This window comes from Belliella baltica DSM 15883, assembly GCF_000265405.1.
Classification (GTDB): domain Bacteria; phylum Bacteroidota; class Bacteroidia; order Cytophagales; family Cyclobacteriaceae; genus Belliella; species Belliella baltica.
The window spans coordinates 1,989,072-2,005,691 of the sequence record NC_018010.1 but is presented as its reverse complement, the minus strand read 5'-3'; the positions used below and the strand labels follow the sequence as shown (position 1 = coordinate 2,005,691).

The following is a 16,620-nucleotide window of genomic DNA, read 5'->3' as shown; positions in this document are numbered from 1 at the left end:
TGGTTTACAAATAATTTAAATTAATTGATATGATTTTCCTCAATGACACCAGTATGTGAATATTATATGTATGCGAAATATCTCCGACAGACCGCAGCTGATTGGAATGAAAGATATACAATACTATAAGTGGCTACCAGTGTGAATGCGGATATACATTTTAATTGATCATTAAATATACTTATAAATGAACTAGGCAAAAAGTACCTGTTCATCTAATCTAAAGATTATAAGAATATTGAAACTTCAAATTCAGATAGTAACATCTAACTGACTACAATATGATCAGCTTAAAGATACATTTCATATCTCTTTCAAATCAACAAAAACCTATATCTCACTTCAAAAACTAAATGACACACCCTACTTCAACAAAATTGATACTTATTTATTAGAAATCAGATAAAATAGATCCAATGTAGTACTTTAAAAAAAAGAGCCGGTTGACCCGGCTCTTTTAATCAATTCTTTTTAATTTTTAGATTGAATCACTGCTCACTACTGCTGAGAAGTATTCTCTATTCATTCTCGCGATATTTGTGATGCTGATTCCTTTAGGACATTCTGCTTCGCAAGCACCTGTATTGGTACATGCTCCGAATCCTTCAGCATCCATTTGAGCAACCATTTTCTCGGCTCTCACTTTTCTTTCTACTTGCCCTTGAGGCAACAAAGCCAATTGAGAAATTTTAGCAGAAGTAAAAAGCATTGCAGATGCATTCTTGCAAGCAGCTACACAAGCACCACAGCCGATACACTGCGCTGCGTCCATTGCTAAATCTGCTATTGATTTTGGGATTGGGATTTCGTTTGCATCAGGTACTCCTCCAGTGTTTACTGAAACATATCCTCCAGCTTGAATAATTCTATCAAAAGAGGATCTATCTACCACCAAATCCTTCAAAACTGGGAAGGCTTTTGCTCTCCAAGGTTCAATTGTGATCACATCTCCATCACTGAAAGATCTCATGTGCAGTTGACATGTTGTAGTCTGCTGGGGCCCATGTGGCTTACCATCAATATATAAGGAACACATTCCACAAATCCCTTCTCTACAGTCATGATCGAAATGAACAGGATCTTCACCTTTGGATGAAAGACCTTCGTTCAATACATCGAGCATTTCTAGGAAAGACATGTCTTCAGAAATGTCAGATATTTTATATTCTTTAAATCCACCTTGATCGGCGTTATTTTTCTGTCTCCAGACTTTTAAGGTTAAATTCATAACTTTAATGCTTTTAATGCTTTTAAATTACTTGTAACTTCTTTGGGTCAATTTCACATTTTCGAAAACTAGAGGTTCTTTGTTCAACTCTTCTTCTTGTCCTTCGCCCAAGAATTTCCATGCAGAAACAAAAGCAAAGTTTTCGTCATCTCTCAATGCTTCACCTTCTGGTGTCTGATATTCCTCTCTGAAATGACCTCCACAAGATTCATTTCTACTCAAGGCATCATCTACCATCAATTCTCCCAATTCTAAGAAGTCAGCAACTCGGTTAGCCTTTTCCAAAGATTGGTTCAATTCTTCATTTGCTCCTAAGACATTGACATTAGACCAGAATTCTTTTTTCAATTCTTTGATCATCGCTTTTGCTTTGGTCAACCCTTCTTCAGTTCTAGCCATTCCACAATAATCCCACATGATTTTACCTAACTTTTTGTGGAAAAAATCAACGGTCTTCTCACCTTTAATATTGAGTAATTTTTGAAGCCTTTCACTTACCTCAACCTCGGCTTTCTTAAACTCGGGGTGGTCAGTTGGTATTCTTTCGTTAGAATTTTGAGCTAAATAATCACCGATTGTGTAAGGAATCACGAAATAACCATCCGCTAGACCTTGCATCAAGGCAGAAGCACCTAATCTATTTGCACCATGATCTGAGAAGTTTGCTTCTCCTAAAGCATAAAGCCCAGGTATTGTCGTCATCAAATTATAATCTACCCATAGTCCTCCCATTGTGTAATGGACTGCGGGGTAAATCATCATTGGAACTTGATATGGATTATCCCCAGTGATTTGCTGATACATGTCAAACAAGTTACCATATTTCGCTTTGATGATATCTTCACCATCTCTTTTAATCGCATCTCTGAAATCCAAGAACACAGCTTCACCAGTTTCGTTTACGCCACGACCTTCATCACATACATACTTGGCATTTCTTGAAGCTACATCTCGAGGAACTAAGTTACCAAAAGATGGATACTTTCTTTCTAAATAGTAATCTCTGTCTTCCTCTTTAATGTCATTTACTTTGATTTGACCTTTTCTTAATTTCTCTGCAGTCTCTACCGTAGCAGGAACCCAAACTCTACCATCATTTCTCAAGGATTCGGACATCAAAGTCAACTTAGACTGATGGTCTCCAGAAACAGGTATACATGTTGGGTGAATTTGCGTGAAGGAAGGGTTAGCAAAGTATGCTCCTTTTTTATGCGCTCTCCAAGCCGCGGTTACGTTTGACCCCATGGCATTGGTAGAAAGGAAGAAGACGTTTCCATAACCTCCAGTACAAAGTAAAACAGCATGTGCACTATGTGATTCGATCGCTCCAGTGACAAGATTTCTTGTGACAATTCCTCTTGCCTTGCCATCTACCATCACTACATCCATCATCTCAGTTCTAGGGTAAAGCTTCACTTTCCCATTGGCTACCTGTCTGCTCAATGCTGAATATGCACCAAGTAAAAGTTGCTGACCAGTTTGACCTTTTGCATAAAAAGTCCTAGACACCTGAGCTCCTCCAAAAGATCTGTTGGCTAACAAACCACCATATTCCCTTGCGAATGGAACACCTTGAGCTACGCATTGATCAATGATATTTACCGAAACTTGGGCAAGACGGTAAACATTCCCCTCTCTTGCTCTATAATCTCCACCTTTGATCGTATCATAAAACAACCTGTAGACAGAATCACCGTCATTTTGATAATTTTTTGCTGCATTAATCCCTCCTTGTGCTGCTATAGAGTGTGCACGTCTTGGGCTGTCTTGAAAACAAAATGCTTTCACATTATATCCTAATTCAGCAAGTGATGCAGCAGCCGAGGCACCAGCTAGACCAGTACCCACTACAATGACATCGTATTTTCTTTTGTTGGCAGGATTCACCAACTTGATATTAAATTTATGGTTGGTCCATTTCTCTGCTAATGGCCCTTCAGGTATTTTTGAATCAAGTATCATCGATTTGTTGATTTTAATTTCATTAATCAATTAACAGTTTTATTGGCAACTAGTTTTGAAAAAACATTACCAAGGGTATCAACGCAAATAATGCGGGTATCAAAATCGAAAATCCTAAACCGACTTTTCTAATCAGCGGAGAATATTTGACGTGATTTAATCCTAAAGTCTGAAAGGCACTCGCAAATCCGTGAGACAAATGGAATGCTAAAAAGCCCATACTCAACACATAGAATGCAACATATAGGATATTGCTGTATGACGCTGACACGATTGCAAACACATTTTTGTATTCTACCCCATCGTAAACAGCTGTTGGTAAACTTCCAAATTTCACTTCATAATAAAACCCTCTCAAATGAACTAAAAGGAAAATCAGAAGGATGGTACCTAAGATTCCCATGTTCCTAGATGCCCAAGTGCTATTTGTAGATCCTTTCACTTTCGCATATTGTACAGGTCTTGATTTTTTGTTGTGTCTAGACAATAAAATCGCATACACTACATGAAGCAGGATAAAGACGAAGTTCCCAATAGAAACTACCTTAATAAAAGGATTACTTGCCATGGTGGCCGCATACTTATTAAAAGCTTCGCCTCCATCAGGAATTAATAACTGAAGATTACCTGCTAAGTGTACTACCAAGAACAGAATTAGAAATAATCCAGTGAGAGCCATTAATAATTTTTGGCCCAGTGTGCTACTTAAGGTCTTAGATACCCAACTCATATTTTTTTGTTAAATGTAGATTGTTTACAGATTGTACTTTGGAAGCCAAATTTACATTTGTAAACCTTAGCAAACAATCAAAGCTTTAGGGTTTAAACTTATTTTAAAAGGTTCTAAATAACTACCTCAACATGGATAGATTTGCATGTTTTTTCTTGTATTCCTAACCAAGTGAGTAATTTTATTGTTTGAATAAATGATAATAAATTCACCAAGGTTTAGTTATTTTCGTATATCTTGTAATTGTTAAGTCAGACGTCCATGAAAATCAGATATTTACTTTTATTTACCATTTCTATTTTGATAGCTAGCTTGAGTAAAGTCTCTGCTACGCACATTAGAGCTGGTGAAATCATCGCCGAAAGAGTTTCAACTCAAGCATTAACCTACAGAATTACAGTTGTCGGATACACTGACACAAGATCAAATGTAATTTTTGGCCCAGGAACTATCAATTTTGGGGATGGTAGAGAAGTTACACTCAACACAGAAAGTGATATTGTTCTTGTAGAACCATTGGGTAATCAAATAGAGAAAAATACTTTTGTGGTAACGTATACTTTTCAAGGGCCAGGTGAATACACCATCAGATTCAAAGAATTCAACAGAAATGACAATACTTTAAATATGGACAATTCTGTGGACACTCCATTTTATGTGGAAACGATGATCCGAATTGACCCATTTTTAGGGGTAAACAACTCCCCTGTATTGACTATCCCACCTGTAGATAATGGTGGTGTGAATATCAGATACATCCATAATCCCGGGGCTTATGACCCAGATGGTGATAGCTTAGCTTACAGTTTGGATGTTCCAAAACAGGATTTTCAAAGAGCAGTAAATAACTACAGAGACCCTGATAGTTCAGAGTTTAGTTTCAATAGAGAAGATGGAGGAACACCACCTTTTTTGACGCTTGACCCTTTGACTGGAGACTTGATTTGGGACGCACCTGGAATCGCAGGTCAATACAATGTTGCCTTTAGAATAGAAGAATATAGAAAAATTGATGGCGAATTTAGATTGATAGGTTACGTGGTACGTGATATGCAGATTATCATTGAAAACACCAATAATCAAAGACCTGAACTCTTACTGCCAGATGATCTTTGCGTGATAGCAGGCACTAATATCGAAGAAATTATACAAGGGAGTGATCCTGATGGAGATCCTATAAAGATAGAAGTCTTTGGAGACCCTATAGAAATCACTTCTTCACCAGCTTCTTACAGTCCAGAGTCAGTATTTCAAGACAGTCCTGGAATTGTCAATTTTAACTGGCAAACAGTATGCAGCCATATTAGAGAGAGAGAATATCAAGTAAGGGTTCGAATTACGGATCAGCCTAGTTCAGGACCAGCTTTGGTTGACATCAGAACTTGGAATATTAAAGTAATTGCCCCTCCCCCAGTGATAAATAGCCTTGAGCAGCAGCAAGGTAGATCTGTAGAGATCAATTGGGATCCATATTCTTGTGGAAATTCCGCAGAGACCATGCAAGTTTGGAGAAGATTGAATAGTGATCCTTATGAGCCTGATTCATGTGAAACGGGAATCAGAGCTGGCTATGAATTAGTAGGAACTACTGACATGAGTACTTTCAATTTCTTGGATAATAATGATTTGAATGGACTTTCTCCTGGAAATACATATTGTTACAGATTAGTGGCAGCATTTCCTTCTCCAAGATTAGGTGAGAGCATTGTTTCGGAGGAAATTTGTGTAACAATCGACGTAGATGTTCCATTAATCACAAATGTGAGTATAGAAGAAACCGATTCAGAAACAGGTCAAATCTTTATTAAGTGGACTCCTCCATACGATATTGATTCCGAACAATTCCCAGGACCTTTTACCTATGAACTCATTCGAAGTGTTGGTTTTATGGGTAATCAAGATAGGGAATCCATATTAACTACTTCAGACACTTTATTTACAGATACAAATTTAAACACAGAAAATCTCGTCTATAACTATAGGGTAATTCTTAAAGAGGGCAATACGACAATTGATAGCTCAAGTATGGCTTCCTCAGTCAGGTTAGAGCCTGTAATAATAAATGAAGCCATAGAGTTAAATTGGGAATTTAATGTACCTTGGAACAATTCAGTATCAGAATTTACCCATGAAGTTTACAGAAATAGAACCGATCCTGCTGCTCAAGATGCAGATAACTTCACATTGATTGCAGAGGTAGATGTTACCACTTCAGGCTTCACATATTTTGATGATGGAAGCCATAATGGTGTTCCTTTACAAAGAGAAATTGAATACTGTTATTATGTAGTGACCAAAGGTTCTTATAATGTAGATTTACTCACTTACCCTCTAGAAAATAAGAGTCAGATTATTTGTGCAAGACCTGATGATAATAGGTTGCCTTGCCCACCAATCTTGACATTTGAAGGGCCTGAATGTGCTGAATTTTTATCAGATAAATCTTGCGGTTTCAATTCTTTTGTTCATGATTTGAGCTGGGAAGGAGACTTTACTGGTGAATGTGACGATGAACTGAGTAGCTATAGACTTTACTTCAGTGAAGATGGTGAAGAAGGTGAGTTTACTTTAATAGAAACTTACTCTGCTATAAACAGCAACGCGAGAATTACTAACCTACCAACTTACAAAGGGTGCTACTACATCACTGCAGTTGATAGATCTGGAAACGAAAGTGAGCCTAGCAATATCGTTTGTGTAGATAATTGTCCATATTATGAATTGCCAAATGCCTTTACACCAAATGGTGATGGGGCAAATGATACATTTATGGCATTTGACAATCCATTCTCAAAATGCCCTAGATTTGTAGAGGGAGTTGAGATTTTTATTGTCAACAGATGGGGCGTCGAGGTCTTTAGCTACAATAGCTTGACAGCAAATGAAAATGACATTTTCATTAGATGGGATGGAACTGACAAAAATGGAAACGAACTACCTGCTGGCACTTATTTCTACAATGCTGTAGTCAGGTTTGACGCCTTTGCTCCTGAGCTTCAGGAACAAAAGCTAAAAGGAACCATACAGATTATTCGATGAGAATTCAAGACGACTACAATCTAGTCCTTTTTGATGGTGTCTGTAATCTATGCAATCAAGCTGTAGATTTCATTATTAGAAAAGATAAACGAGATAAGTTCAAAGTAGGAGCGCTTCAAGATTCTGAAGTCAAAGAGATTTTAAAAGATTATACAATTGATGAAAATTATCTAGATTCTCTAGTTCTTATACAAGGAGATCAGGTTTTTTACAAAAGTTCAGCAGCTCTAAGAATAGCAAAAGACCTAGGAGGTGTTTGGCAAATTTTCTATATTGGAATTCTATTACCAGAAGCGTTTAGAGATAACATCTATGACTGGATAGGAAGAAACAGATATAAATGGTTTGGAAAAAAAGAAACTTGTCGACTTCCTACAAGTGATGAAAAAAAGAAGTTTATCTAAAAACAATAAAGCCCGAGCATAACTATCCAATATTTTGAAAAAAACCTCCACTATCTACAAAAATTCTTTGGGATAGCAAAGTAATGAACGCACTATGAGAACACATACAAAAAAATCCCAGTCTGAAATCACTCCACAAGAAGCATTAGACTACCTAAAAGAAGGGAATCAAAGGTTTATAAATAACCTTAGGGCAAATAGAAATTTATTGAACCAAGTCAATGAAACCTCTGACGGTCAGTTCCCATTTGCAATCGTATTAAGTTGTATTGATTCGAGGACTTCGGTAGAATTGATTTTTGATCAAGGATTAGGCGATGTATTTAGTGCTAGAGTTGCAGGAAACGTTGTAAATGAAGACATACTTGGCAGCATGGAATACGCCGTCAAATATGCAGGATCCAAACTGATTGTCGTTTTAGGACATTCAAAATGCGGGGCAATCACGAGTGCATGTAATCATGTTAGGGATGGGAATATCACAGCATTATTGCATAAGATTAAGCCCGCTATTGATAAAGAAAGATCCACAAAAGAGAATCGATCTGGATCAAACGAAACATTTGTAAATAATGTAACGGAACTGAATGTTCATTATGCTATGGAGGAAATCAAAGAAAGAAGCGACATAATTATAAACTATATAAATGAAGGAAAAGTCAAGCTCGTTGGTGGTGTTTACAATGTAGACAGCGGGGAAGTTACTTTTTTTGAAGACTAGAATTTTATAGGATAAACCTTAAAAGAAGCCTCAGAAGGGCTTCTTTTTTTAATATATTTGTGAGTAAAATAAAAATAGCTAAACCCCAAAAGCATGAAAGCATACGTTTTTCCAGGCCAAGGCGCCCAATTCCCAGGAATGGGAAAAGAACTTTACGATAGCAATGAATTAGCCAAGGAGCTTTTTGAAAAAGCCAATGAAATCTTAGGATTTAGAATTACAGACATTATGTTTTCTGGCACCGATGAAGAACTAAAACAAACGAAAGTTACTCAACCCGCTATATTTCTACATTCAGTTATTTTAGCCAAAACTTCAGACAATTTCAAGCCAAATATGGTAGCAGGTCATTCACTTGGTGAGTTTTCAGCCTTAGTGGCAAACGGTACTTTGGCTTTTGAAGATGCCTTAAAACTAGTCTATCAAAGAGCTTTGGCTATGCAGGAAGCTTGTGAAATCAATCCTTCTGGCATGGCTGCTATTTTAGGATTAGAAGATCAGGTAGTAGAAGAAATCTGTGAGTCTATCAAGGAAGAAATAGTTGTTGCTGCGAACTACAATTGTCCAGGACAACTGGTGATATCTGGATCAAATAAAGGAATCGAAATCGCCTGTGAAAAAATGAAAGAAGCCGGAGCCAAGAGAGCTTTACCTTTGCCTGTCGGAGGTGCATTTCACTCACCTCTGATGGAACCTGCACGTGAGAAATTACAATCAGCAATTGAAAGCACAACCTTCAACCCTCCATCCTGTCCTGTTTACCAAAATGTGAGCACTACTGGAATCTCCGATGTCACTGAAATCAAGAAAAATCTTATTGCACAGCTTACTGCTCCTGTAAAATGGACGCAATCTGTACGACAAATGGTAGAAGATGGTGCATCTGAATTTATAGAATGTGGACCGGGAAAAGTCCTTCAGGGCTTAGTGAAAAAAATCCATAAAGACTCAGAAGTATCAAGTATCTAATAGAAAAAGCCCTCAATCAGGGCTTTTCTCCTATTACTTTTACAATTGAATCATCCTGACAATTTTGTAAGAGTTCTGTTGAAGTCAAATTCAAAATTGGATGTACCAAGTTAGGAACAACTTCAGCAAGTGGCTCAAGAACAAACCTTCTTAAGTGAAGGTATGGATGAGGGATTTTTAGGTTGGGGGAATCTATTATTTCGTCGCCATAATAAAGAATATCAATATCCATAGTCCTATTTCCCCACTTTATATCCCGCTGACGACCTAGCACTTTTTCAATTTGTAAAGCTTTATCTAACACCTCATCAGCTGCTAAAGGAGATTCTAAGACTAAAATTTGGTTGAGATAATTCCCTTTTGAGTTTCCGCCCCAGGCTTCTGTCTCGTATAAAGAAGAAATTAAGCTAACTTTTCCTATTTTCTCTTCTAAAAGTTGCTTTGCCTGTGTGATTAAACTCAACCTATCACCTATATTGCCGCCAATTATCAAAATAATCTGTCGCATTATCCTTTTCTCTATTTCAGAATATAACAATAAAGAAAAAAGCGCTATTTTAGGAACTTAATTTAAAATAAATATGAAATTTCTAGGAAATGTATTAGCTGTAATCGTAGGACTATTGGTGTTTTCTGTCATCAGTTTTTTTATTTTGGCAGGAATCATCGCCATTGCGGCTTCATCAGAAGGTGAGGTCAAAATCAAAGAAAACACCGTTTTGGTTCTAAATCTTGAAGGAAGAGCTTTAGTAGAACGCACTAGTGAAGATCAAATAGATCTCAATTCTCTACCTGGTTTTGGGGGTATTGCAAGTGTGGGACTTGTCAACTTGAAAAAAGCCATTCAAGAGGCTGCCAAAAATGAAAACGTGAAAGGAATTTATCTCCAAGCAGGAATGGTCTCTGCTGGTCAAGCAATGCTTCACGAGCTTAGAGAGGAATTAATAAGCTTCAAAGAGTCCGGGAAATTCATTGTTGCTTACAGCGAGATTTATACTGAAGGTGGATACTTTTTGAGTTCAGCTGCAGACGAGGTTTATATGAACCCACTAGGTGGCATGGAATTCAATGGCATTGCATCTGAAATTATTTTCTTTAAAGGTCTTTTTGAAAAATTAGAAATCGAACCTGTTGTTTTCAGAGTTGGAGAGTTCAAAAGTGCTGTTGAGCCATTTTTACTAGATAAAATGAGTGATGAAAACAGACTTCAGACCTCCGTATTTCTCAATGATTTGAATGATTTTGCGGTTGCAAAAGTGGCTGAGAGCAGATCGATAGATTTAGAAAAAGCAAAAGAAATCAACAGCCAAATGCTCGTTCGTAAAAATAGCGATGCAGTGGACTTAAACTTGGTAGATGGACTTTGGTACGAGGACCAAGTAAAAGATTTACTTAGAGAGAAACTTGGTCTAGATGAAGACGACGACATCAACACAATCAATGTCACAACTATCAACAAAGACGCAAAAACAAAAAACATTCTTTCAAAAAACAAAATCGCTGTCATCATCGCACAAGGCGAAATTGTCAGTGGCACTGCTGAGGGTGTGATTGCATCAGAGTCCTTTGTCAAGGAAGTCAACAGAGCAAAAAATGACGAAAGTGTCAAAGCAATTGTGGTACGTGTGAATTCTCCTGGAGGATCTGCATTGGCCTCAGAAGTAATGTGGAGAGCACTTGAAGAAGCGAAAAAAGAAAAACCAATCATCGCGTCAATGGGAGAATATGCAGCTTCAGGCGGGTATTACATCTCTGCTCCTGCTGATACGATTGTTGCACAACCAAACACGATCACAGGTTCTATCGGGATCTTCGGATTGTGGTTCAATGCAGAAGGATTGATGAAAAACAAATTAGGCCTTACAACAGATGTCGTAAAAACTGGTGAGTTATCTGATTTCTTGAGTTTCACAAGACAACTGACAGATCTTGAAAAATCCATATTCCAAAATAATATTGAAGATGGCTATGATACTTTCATCTCCAGGGTGGCTGATGGTAGAAACATGACCAAAGAAGAAGTACTTGAAGTAGCATCAGGAAGAGTTTGGTCAGGAATTCAAGGAAAAGAAAATGGACTTGTTGATGTCTTAGGTGGACTAGAAGACGCTATTGAGATCGCAGCTATCAAAGCTGGCGTAGAAGAAGATTATAAAGTTGCATATTATCCACAAGTAAAGCCTTGGTTTGAAAAATTGATGGCTGACCTTACCAATGATGTTCAGACGAGATACATGAAATCGAAACTAGGTTCTTTTTACCCAGTTTACAACGAACTTGAAAATATCAAGAAATACGAAGGAATGATGCTAAGAATGCCTTATGATTTGATTATCGAATAGACATCAACAAAGTAATACTAAAACATAGAAAGAGAGCCTCGGCTCTCTTTCTATGTTTTAGGCTAATTTAAGATGTTGGAAACTGCAACAAGACTTTCCATGCATCTTCCACATTCCCTTCTTCTAAGAGTATTTTTGCATGTTCATGTAAATGAAAGGAAAGGCTTTCTTGATCATTTTGAAATCTAATTTTCATCTCCACGATTTCAGGTCTATCCCCATATTCCAAAACCTCATCTTTTGAAGGGATTTTTTCAATATTGCCCAATCTACCCAGATTATTTCCAGTAAGCACTACACTGTTTTGAATGACACTTGGAATTTGATCAACCCCGATCCCCTTGTTTCTAATTGGCTTTGGAATCTCAAAAAGTGCTTCTCCATTGGCTCTGCAATACCAATTCCCTCCCATTCTCGAGACTGCATCTAACTTGTAAGGACTAATTTGGCCATTTTCATCTAAGATTGAATCAGAAATATGTGCCATAATCACTTCACAAATAATCAAATTCCCCGCACCTCCTTCTTCACCAAGTGAAATGATGTCTTTTACAATACATTCAAAGGCTGCTGGAGATTCCTTCACTCTAGGAGGAGAAACTTTCAAAGATTTCTCAGGAGTCAACCCTGCTTTCACAAATTCATTGACGCCTTTATCATATTCAGTGCTTGAAAGCGACATCTGTTCAACAAGAGAAAAATCTACGATATTGATAACCACTTCTTTGACTTCGTGTACATTTTCAAGAGTATGCTTTGTGGTATTGTCCCTTACCCTTCGGGATGGTGAAAAAACCAAAATCGGAGGGTTCGTACTAAAAACATTGAAGTAGCTAAATGGACTGAGGTTGACTTTCCCATTTTTATCTACTGTGCTTGCAAAAGCGATAGGCCTTGGAGCCACAGTACCTTGAAGATAAGCCTGAAAGTCAGCTGAGGAAACATTACTAGGATCAATAATCATATTTAGGTAGTATTTATTGTTTTTATTTTTAATTTCATGACTTTAACAAAACCTAACATTTACTTTTAAATCAAAAGAAAATGAACATAAAACTCATCTATCTCTTCTTTATTATCTTATTCATAAATGAAGTCGCTTTAGGACAAAGTTATCAATTCGCAACTTATAACATAAAATTTGATGACCGTAATGACTTAGAAAATCTCTGGAAGGATCGGTCAAGTCACTTGATCAATTTGATGCAGTTTCACAAAATGGATCTTATAGGAACTCAAGAAGGGATGAAACATCAATTAGATGAAATCAGCGAAAATTTGAATTTCCCCTATATTGGCCAAAGTAGAGAAGAAGATGGAATCAAAGGTGAGTTTTCTGCAATTTTTTACAATTCCAAAAAATTTACCTTAATAGAAAGCAATACCTTTTGGCTCTCACCGACTCCTGATGTGGCCTCAAAAGGTTGGGATGCAGCACTCAATCGGATTTGTACTTATGGAAATTTTGAGGATAAAAATGGTCAGAAATTTTATGTTTTCAATATCCACTATGACCATGTTGGCCAAAAAGCAAGAGAGGAAAGTAGTAAATTGATTTTAGAAAAAATCAAATCCATCAATACTGAAAACACCCCTGTGATTTTGATGGGTGATTTCAATGTGGAGAATGACAATAAAGCTTATGAAATTATCGTGAAAAGCGATTTCAAAGACAGCAAAAATTTAAGCCAAAATACTCCTTACGGAGCTATAGGAACATTCAATGGATACAGCTGGGATAAAAAACCTGAAAGAATTATCGATTATGTTTTTGTGAATCAAGGAATCCAAGTCCTTAGATATGGTATTTTGACTGACAATTATGGACTGAAATACCCTTCCGATCATTTTCCTGTGATGATCGAGGTTTCTTTTTCTGGAAATTAATAAACTACTGAACAAATAGCTGAAATAGCTCCTCCAAGGTCGCGTCTAAATTATCCGAAAAACCGCCATGTGGTCGGGATGTTTGAATCATAGAACTGCGATTGGCTGTCAGCCAGCGGAATCTTGAAGGCGCATCTTGCTGTGAGATGGGGCTCCCATTTGCTTTACCTTGACAAATTTGATCTAAGGAATCGAGATAATTCTCAAATAGCTGTGCATCAGCCTCGGAATCCAAAGCTTTGAGTTTAGTAATATCCAAACTAACTTTGCATTTCAAGAAATTTTCCTTCTTGGAGCAGAGCAATACACCCACATTGATAAATTCCTCGCGCTCTACCCTGGGCACAACTCGCAGAATGGCATATTCATATAAGTGCTTTCCTTGCATCTTCGGCTTCTTTTATAAATACTCCTGAAAATTCTAATCTCTTTATTAAAAATGATTCATAGATCGCCCTTCCTTCTTCTGCATCTTCCACATCTCTAGATGCCAAGATCCATTCATCAGGAATCAAGTCAACGATGGTTCGAATAACAGCGCGAGTTAGGGTTTTCTTAAATTCAAGATCAACTACTTCCAATTCGCTTGCATAAGGAAGTAAGACGTGTGTTTTGATCGTAGGAAATGGACCTTCTGCATGTTTTTGCCAATTGTCCCAAGAATGATGGAAAAGGAAAGAAGCCCCATGATCGATCAGCCAAAGTTCTCTGTTCCAAATTAGCATATTCGTATTTCGGAAAGTTCTATCCACATTTGTGATGTATGCATCTAGCCAAACAATCTTGGAAGCCAATAGCGGATCTACTAATGTAGCACCAGGATCAAAAGTCAAAGCCTTGGATAAAAAATGTAGTGCGAGATTCAATCCCTGACTTCCCTTGAGCAAATCCTGAATTTCCTCATCACCTTCTGACCTCCCAAAAGCTTCATCCAAATTAGCGAATACCAATTCAGGAACTTTGAAGCCAAGTAATCTTGCGATTTCACCTCCAAGCAACTCAGCGATCAATGCTTTTTCACGCTGACCCGCTCCTCGAAACTTCAACACATAGCTAAATCCATCATCCGCATCTGCCAAAGCAGGCAAAGACCCCCCTTCTCGAAGCGGCATGACATAGCGCATGACATTGACAGTTCGAAGTTTGGAATTTGGTGTTTGATTGTTCATTCGTTAGATTTTTCCTTTCCCAAAGGTAAAATAAAAGAGGAAATGTCAAGGATAAAGGAAAAAGAGATTTTCAAATCAAAAGTGCCATCGGCAAGGACGAAATATTAACCTTAGGCTTAAGCCTTCGAAAAAAAACAAAAAACCTCCCCCAAAAGTCCCATAGGGATGGACGATAGTAGATAATTCTATAAGATCGGTCGTACCTACGGCACTCAACTCATCAGCTACCATCTTTTACCATGGGTTGAAACCCATGGTTAAGACGCCGGTCACTCCTACGGAGTTTTTTCCAAGCACCTCCAAAATATTCTTTTGTTAAAATTTCTTCTACTTGATTTATTTCCATACTTTTGCGCCCTTATTGGGAAATGAAGCTGCATGAAGAAAATTGATTTTAAAGATCTTATTCTGTTTGAAAATGAGGATTACCTCGTGATCAATAAGCTTCCATATTTATCGACATTGGATGACCGGCATGAGGCCCAGAATATTCTGGACTTGGCCAAAGGATACACCCCTGATGCCCAGGTGTGTCATCGTCTGGACAAGGAGACTTCCGGTTGCCTGGCAATAGCCAAGCATCCTGCGGCCTACCGAAATATCGCCATTCAGTTTGAAGACAGGAAAGTTGATAAAATCTATCATGCAGTAGTAGAAGGCATCCATGATTACAAAGATGTCTTGGTGGACAAAAATCTACTCGCCAACAATAAGGGAATCGCCAAAGTCAGCAAAGATGGTAAGCCGGCACAGACGTATTTCAAAACAGTGAAGACCTATTTCAAGCATTCCTTAATAGAATGCAAACCGGTCACCGGAAGACTTCATCAAATCAGGGTTCACCTGGCTTACTTGAAGTCCCCAATTTGTGGAGATGAAACATACGGAGGAAAGCCCCTTTACCTATCAGAACTCAAAAGGCGATTCAACCTCAAGAAAAACACAGAGGAGCAACCTATTATGCAACGTGTATCGCTACATGCCTACGCCTTGAATTTCACAGGAGTGAAAGGAGAAAGCATAGAGGTCATTGCTCCATATCCGAAAGATTTTGACGTCTTAGTCAAGCAATTGGAGAAAAATAAGTAGGAGTAAATACGCTGACTTCATTTGAAGCGGAAATTGGCTAGATTTGAAAGAAATACATTTACATCATAAAAATCTATACTAAAGCCGTGAAAATGTGGGCAATAATGTTCTTTCTTTTGCATTAAAAAGAAATTACTTCTATCTTTGTGTCCCTTTTTGAGGGTGAAATATATTTAACAAGCTCATAATTAAACATTTACACAGTGGATACATTAAGCTATAAGACCGTATCAGCGAATGTCGCAACTGCAGAAAAAAACTGGATCGTAGTGGATGCCCAGGCTGCAGTGTTAGGTAGATTCGCAAGTGAGGTAGCGAAAATCTTGAGAGGTAAGCATAAGACATCTTATACCCCTCACGTAGACTGCGGAGACAATGTGATTGTCATCAATGCAGACAAGGTTAGATTGACTGGTAAAAAGTGGAACGATAAAGTATATGTTCGTCACACTGGATACCCTGGAGGTCAGCGCATCTCTACCCCAAAATTATTGATGCAAAAATCTGCACCAATCTTGGTAGAGAAAGCCGTAAGAGGTATGCTTCCTAAAAACAGACTTGGAAGACAGTTGTACAGAAACTTATTCGTGTATGAAGGACCAGAACATCCTCATGCTGCACAACAACCAAAAGAACACAAATTCTAATCAAAGCAGTCTATGGAAATTATCAACACAATCGGTAGAAGAAAGACATCTGTTGCTAGAATCTACATGAAACCAGGAAAAGGTGAGATCTCTGTAAACAACAGAACGATCGAAACTTATTTCCCATTTGATTTGCATCAGATCGTGGTTAAGCAACCTCTTGCCCTCGTTGGTGTAGATGGTACTTATGATATCACAATCAATGTAGACGGTGGTGGAATCAAAGGTCAAGCAGAAGCAGCTAGAATGGCAATCGCTAGAGCACTTTGTGAAATCAACGAAGAGCATAGAGGTACATTGAAAAAAGAAGGTTTCTTAACACGTGATTCCAGAATGGTAGAACGTAAGAAGCCAGGACGTAGAAAAGCAAGAAGAAAATTCCAGTTCTCGAAACGTTAATCGGAAGATTCTTTACATTTTATATCGAAACTAT

The 16,620-nt window shown here is 37.8% G+C and carries 16 protein-coding genes; 9 read left to right on the top strand and 7 right to left on the bottom strand.

All coding sequences use genetic code 11. From position 1 onward, the window contains the following. Window positions 1–478 precede the first annotated feature (478 nt). Genes BELBA_RS09275 through BELBA_RS09265 form a run of 3 tightly spaced genes read right to left on the bottom strand, consistent with a single transcriptional unit; the run spans window position 479 to window position 3,920 of the window. Entirely contained in the window at window positions 479–1,228 is a 750-nt protein-coding gene (locus tag BELBA_RS09275) for a succinate dehydrogenase/fumarate reductase iron-sulfur subunit (protein WP_014772456.1), read from the bottom strand. A 27-nt stretch (window positions 1,229–1,255) separates the two neighbouring features. Beyond that, window positions 1,256–3,190, bottom strand: coding sequence for a fumarate reductase/succinate dehydrogenase flavoprotein subunit (locus BELBA_RS09270; RefSeq protein WP_014772455.1), 1,935 nt, complete (start codon window positions 3,188–3,190; stop codon window positions 1,256–1,258). 49 nt (window positions 3,191–3,239) lie between these two features. Further along, window positions 3,240–3,920 carry a succinate dehydrogenase cytochrome b subunit gene (locus tag BELBA_RS09265; RefSeq protein ID WP_014772454.1) on the bottom strand — a complete coding sequence of 227 codons (681 nt, stop codon included), beginning with the start codon at window positions 3,918–3,920 and terminating at the stop codon, window positions 3,240–3,242. A gap of 261 nt (window positions 3,921–4,181) precedes the next feature. Between BELBA_RS09265 and BELBA_RS09260 the strand changes: the two genes are divergently transcribed. From BELBA_RS09260 to fabD, 4 genes are all read left to right on the top strand, one after another. Further along, window positions 4,182–6,959, top strand: coding sequence for a T9SS C-terminal target domain-containing protein (locus BELBA_RS09260; RefSeq protein ID WP_014772453.1), 2,778 nt, complete (start codon window positions 4,182–4,184; stop codon window positions 6,957–6,959). Then, entirely contained in the window at window positions 6,956–7,363 is a 408-nt protein-coding gene (locus BELBA_RS09255) for a thiol-disulfide oxidoreductase DCC family protein (RefSeq protein WP_014772452.1), read from the top strand. The genes BELBA_RS09260 and BELBA_RS09255 overlap by 4 nt, the downstream gene beginning before the upstream one ends. Before the next feature lie 94 nt (window positions 7,364–7,457). Beyond that, a complete protein-coding gene (locus BELBA_RS09250) occupies window positions 7,458–8,084 on the top strand; it encodes a carbonic anhydrase (RefSeq protein ID WP_014772451.1) in 627 nt (208 codons plus the stop codon). 93 nt (window positions 8,085–8,177) lie between these two features. Beyond that, window positions 8,178–9,053, top strand: a complete 876-nt coding sequence (gene fabD, locus BELBA_RS09245; RefSeq protein ID WP_014772450.1) for an ACP S-malonyltransferase — start codon at window positions 8,178–8,180, stop codon at window positions 9,051–9,053. A 16-nt stretch (window positions 9,054–9,069) separates the two neighbouring features. On the opposite strand, the gene folK is transcribed toward fabD, so the two are convergent. After that, entirely contained in the window at window positions 9,070–9,561 is a 492-nt protein-coding gene (gene folK, locus BELBA_RS09240; RefSeq protein WP_014772449.1) for a 2-amino-4-hydroxy-6-hydroxymethyldihydropteridine diphosphokinase, read from the bottom strand. Between the two features lie 73 nt (window positions 9,562–9,634). On the opposite strand from folK, the gene sppA reads away from it, so the two are divergent. Then, entirely contained in the window at window positions 9,635–11,395 is a 1,761-nt protein-coding gene (gene sppA / locus BELBA_RS09235) for a signal peptide peptidase SppA (RefSeq protein ID WP_014772448.1), read from the top strand. 67 nt (window positions 11,396–11,462) lie between these two features. Here sppA and BELBA_RS09230 read toward each other — a convergent pair whose 3' ends face one another. Beyond that, entirely contained in the window at window positions 11,463–12,359 is an 897-nt protein-coding gene (locus BELBA_RS09230) for a flavin reductase family protein (protein ID WP_014772447.1), read from the bottom strand. Between the two features lie 80 nt (window positions 12,360–12,439). On the opposite strand from BELBA_RS09230, the gene BELBA_RS09225 reads away from it, so the two are divergent. Beyond that, on the top strand, window positions 12,440–13,282 hold the full coding sequence (locus BELBA_RS09225; protein ID WP_014772446.1) for an endonuclease/exonuclease/phosphatase family protein: 843 nt from the start codon (window positions 12,440–12,442) through the stop codon (window positions 13,280–13,282). Between the two features lie 4 nt (window positions 13,283–13,286). Here BELBA_RS09225 and BELBA_RS09220 read toward each other — a convergent pair whose 3' ends face one another. Both BELBA_RS09220 and BELBA_RS09215 read right to left on the bottom strand, forming a co-directional pair. Beyond that, window positions 13,287–13,670: a DUF3037 domain-containing protein gene (locus BELBA_RS09220; protein WP_014772445.1), complete on the bottom strand. Its 384-nt coding sequence runs from the start codon at window positions 13,668–13,670 to the stop codon at window positions 13,287–13,289. Next, window positions 13,648–14,451 carry a HipA family kinase gene (locus BELBA_RS09215; protein ID WP_014772444.1) on the bottom strand — a complete coding sequence of 268 codons (804 nt, stop codon included), beginning with the start codon at window positions 14,449–14,451 and terminating at the stop codon, window positions 13,648–13,650. Before BELBA_RS09215 ends, BELBA_RS09220 begins: the two co-directional genes overlap by 23 nt. Window positions 14,452–14,829: 378 nt before the next feature. Here BELBA_RS09215 and BELBA_RS09210 point away from each other — a divergent pair, with 378 nt between their 5' ends. The 3 genes from BELBA_RS09210 (at window position 14,830) to rpsI (ending at window position 16,586) form a co-directional block, all read left to right on the top strand. Then, a complete protein-coding gene (locus tag BELBA_RS09210; RefSeq protein WP_014772442.1) occupies window positions 14,830–15,540 on the top strand; it encodes an RluA family pseudouridine synthase in 711 nt (236 codons plus the stop codon). 203 nt (window positions 15,541–15,743) lie between these two features. Further along, complete coding sequence (gene rplM / locus BELBA_RS09205) at window positions 15,744–16,187, top strand: 50S ribosomal protein L13 (protein ID WP_014772441.1); 444 nt, start codon at window positions 15,744–15,746, stop codon at window positions 16,185–16,187. Between the two features lie 12 nt (window positions 16,188–16,199). Then, a complete protein-coding gene (rpsI, locus tag BELBA_RS09200) occupies window positions 16,200–16,586 on the top strand; it encodes a 30S ribosomal protein S9 (RefSeq protein WP_014772440.1) in 387 nt (128 codons plus the stop codon). Window positions 16,587–16,620: the final 34 nt, after the last annotated feature.

Coding starts and splice junctions, on each gene's coding strand:
- BELBA_RS09275 (WP_014772456.1), bottom strand. CDS start 1,228: ATGAATTTAACCTTAAAAGTCTGGAGACAGAAAAATAACGCCGATCAA.
- BELBA_RS09270 (WP_014772455.1), bottom strand. CDS start 3,190: ATGATACTTGATTCAAAAATACCTGAAGGGCCATTAGCAGAGAAATGG.
- BELBA_RS09265 (WP_014772454.1), bottom strand. CDS start 3,920: ATGAGTTGGGTATCTAAGACCTTAAGTAGCACACTGGGCCAAAAATTA.
- BELBA_RS09260 (WP_014772453.1), top strand. CDS start 4,182: ATGAAAATCAGATATTTACTTTTATTTACCATTTCTATTTTGATAGCT.
- BELBA_RS09255 (WP_014772452.1), top strand. CDS start 6,956: ATGAGAATTCAAGACGACTACAATCTAGTCCTTTTTGATGGTGTCTGT.
- BELBA_RS09250 (WP_014772451.1), top strand. CDS start 7,458: ATGAGAACACATACAAAAAAATCCCAGTCTGAAATCACTCCACAAGAA.
- fabD (WP_014772450.1), top strand. CDS start 8,178: ATGAAAGCATACGTTTTTCCAGGCCAAGGCGCCCAATTCCCAGGAATG.
- folK (WP_014772449.1), bottom strand. CDS start 9,561: ATGCGACAGATTATTTTGATAATTGGCGGCAATATAGGTGATAGGTTG.
- sppA (WP_014772448.1), top strand. CDS start 9,635: ATGAAATTTCTAGGAAATGTATTAGCTGTAATCGTAGGACTATTGGTG.
- BELBA_RS09230 (WP_014772447.1), bottom strand. CDS start 12,359: ATGATTATTGATCCTAGTAATGTTTCCTCAGCTGACTTTCAGGCTTAT.
- BELBA_RS09225 (WP_014772446.1), top strand. CDS start 12,440: ATGAACATAAAACTCATCTATCTCTTCTTTATTATCTTATTCATAAAT.
- BELBA_RS09220 (WP_014772445.1), bottom strand. CDS start 13,670: ATGCAAGGAAAGCACTTATATGAATATGCCATTCTGCGAGTTGTGCCC.
- BELBA_RS09215 (WP_014772444.1), bottom strand. CDS start 14,451: ATGAACAATCAAACACCAAATTCCAAACTTCGAACTGTCAATGTCATG.
- BELBA_RS09210 (WP_014772442.1), top strand. CDS start 14,830: ATGAAGAAAATTGATTTTAAAGATCTTATTCTGTTTGAAAATGAGGAT.
- rpsI (WP_014772440.1), top strand. CDS start 16,200: ATGGAAATTATCAACACAATCGGTAGAAGAAAGACATCTGTTGCTAGA.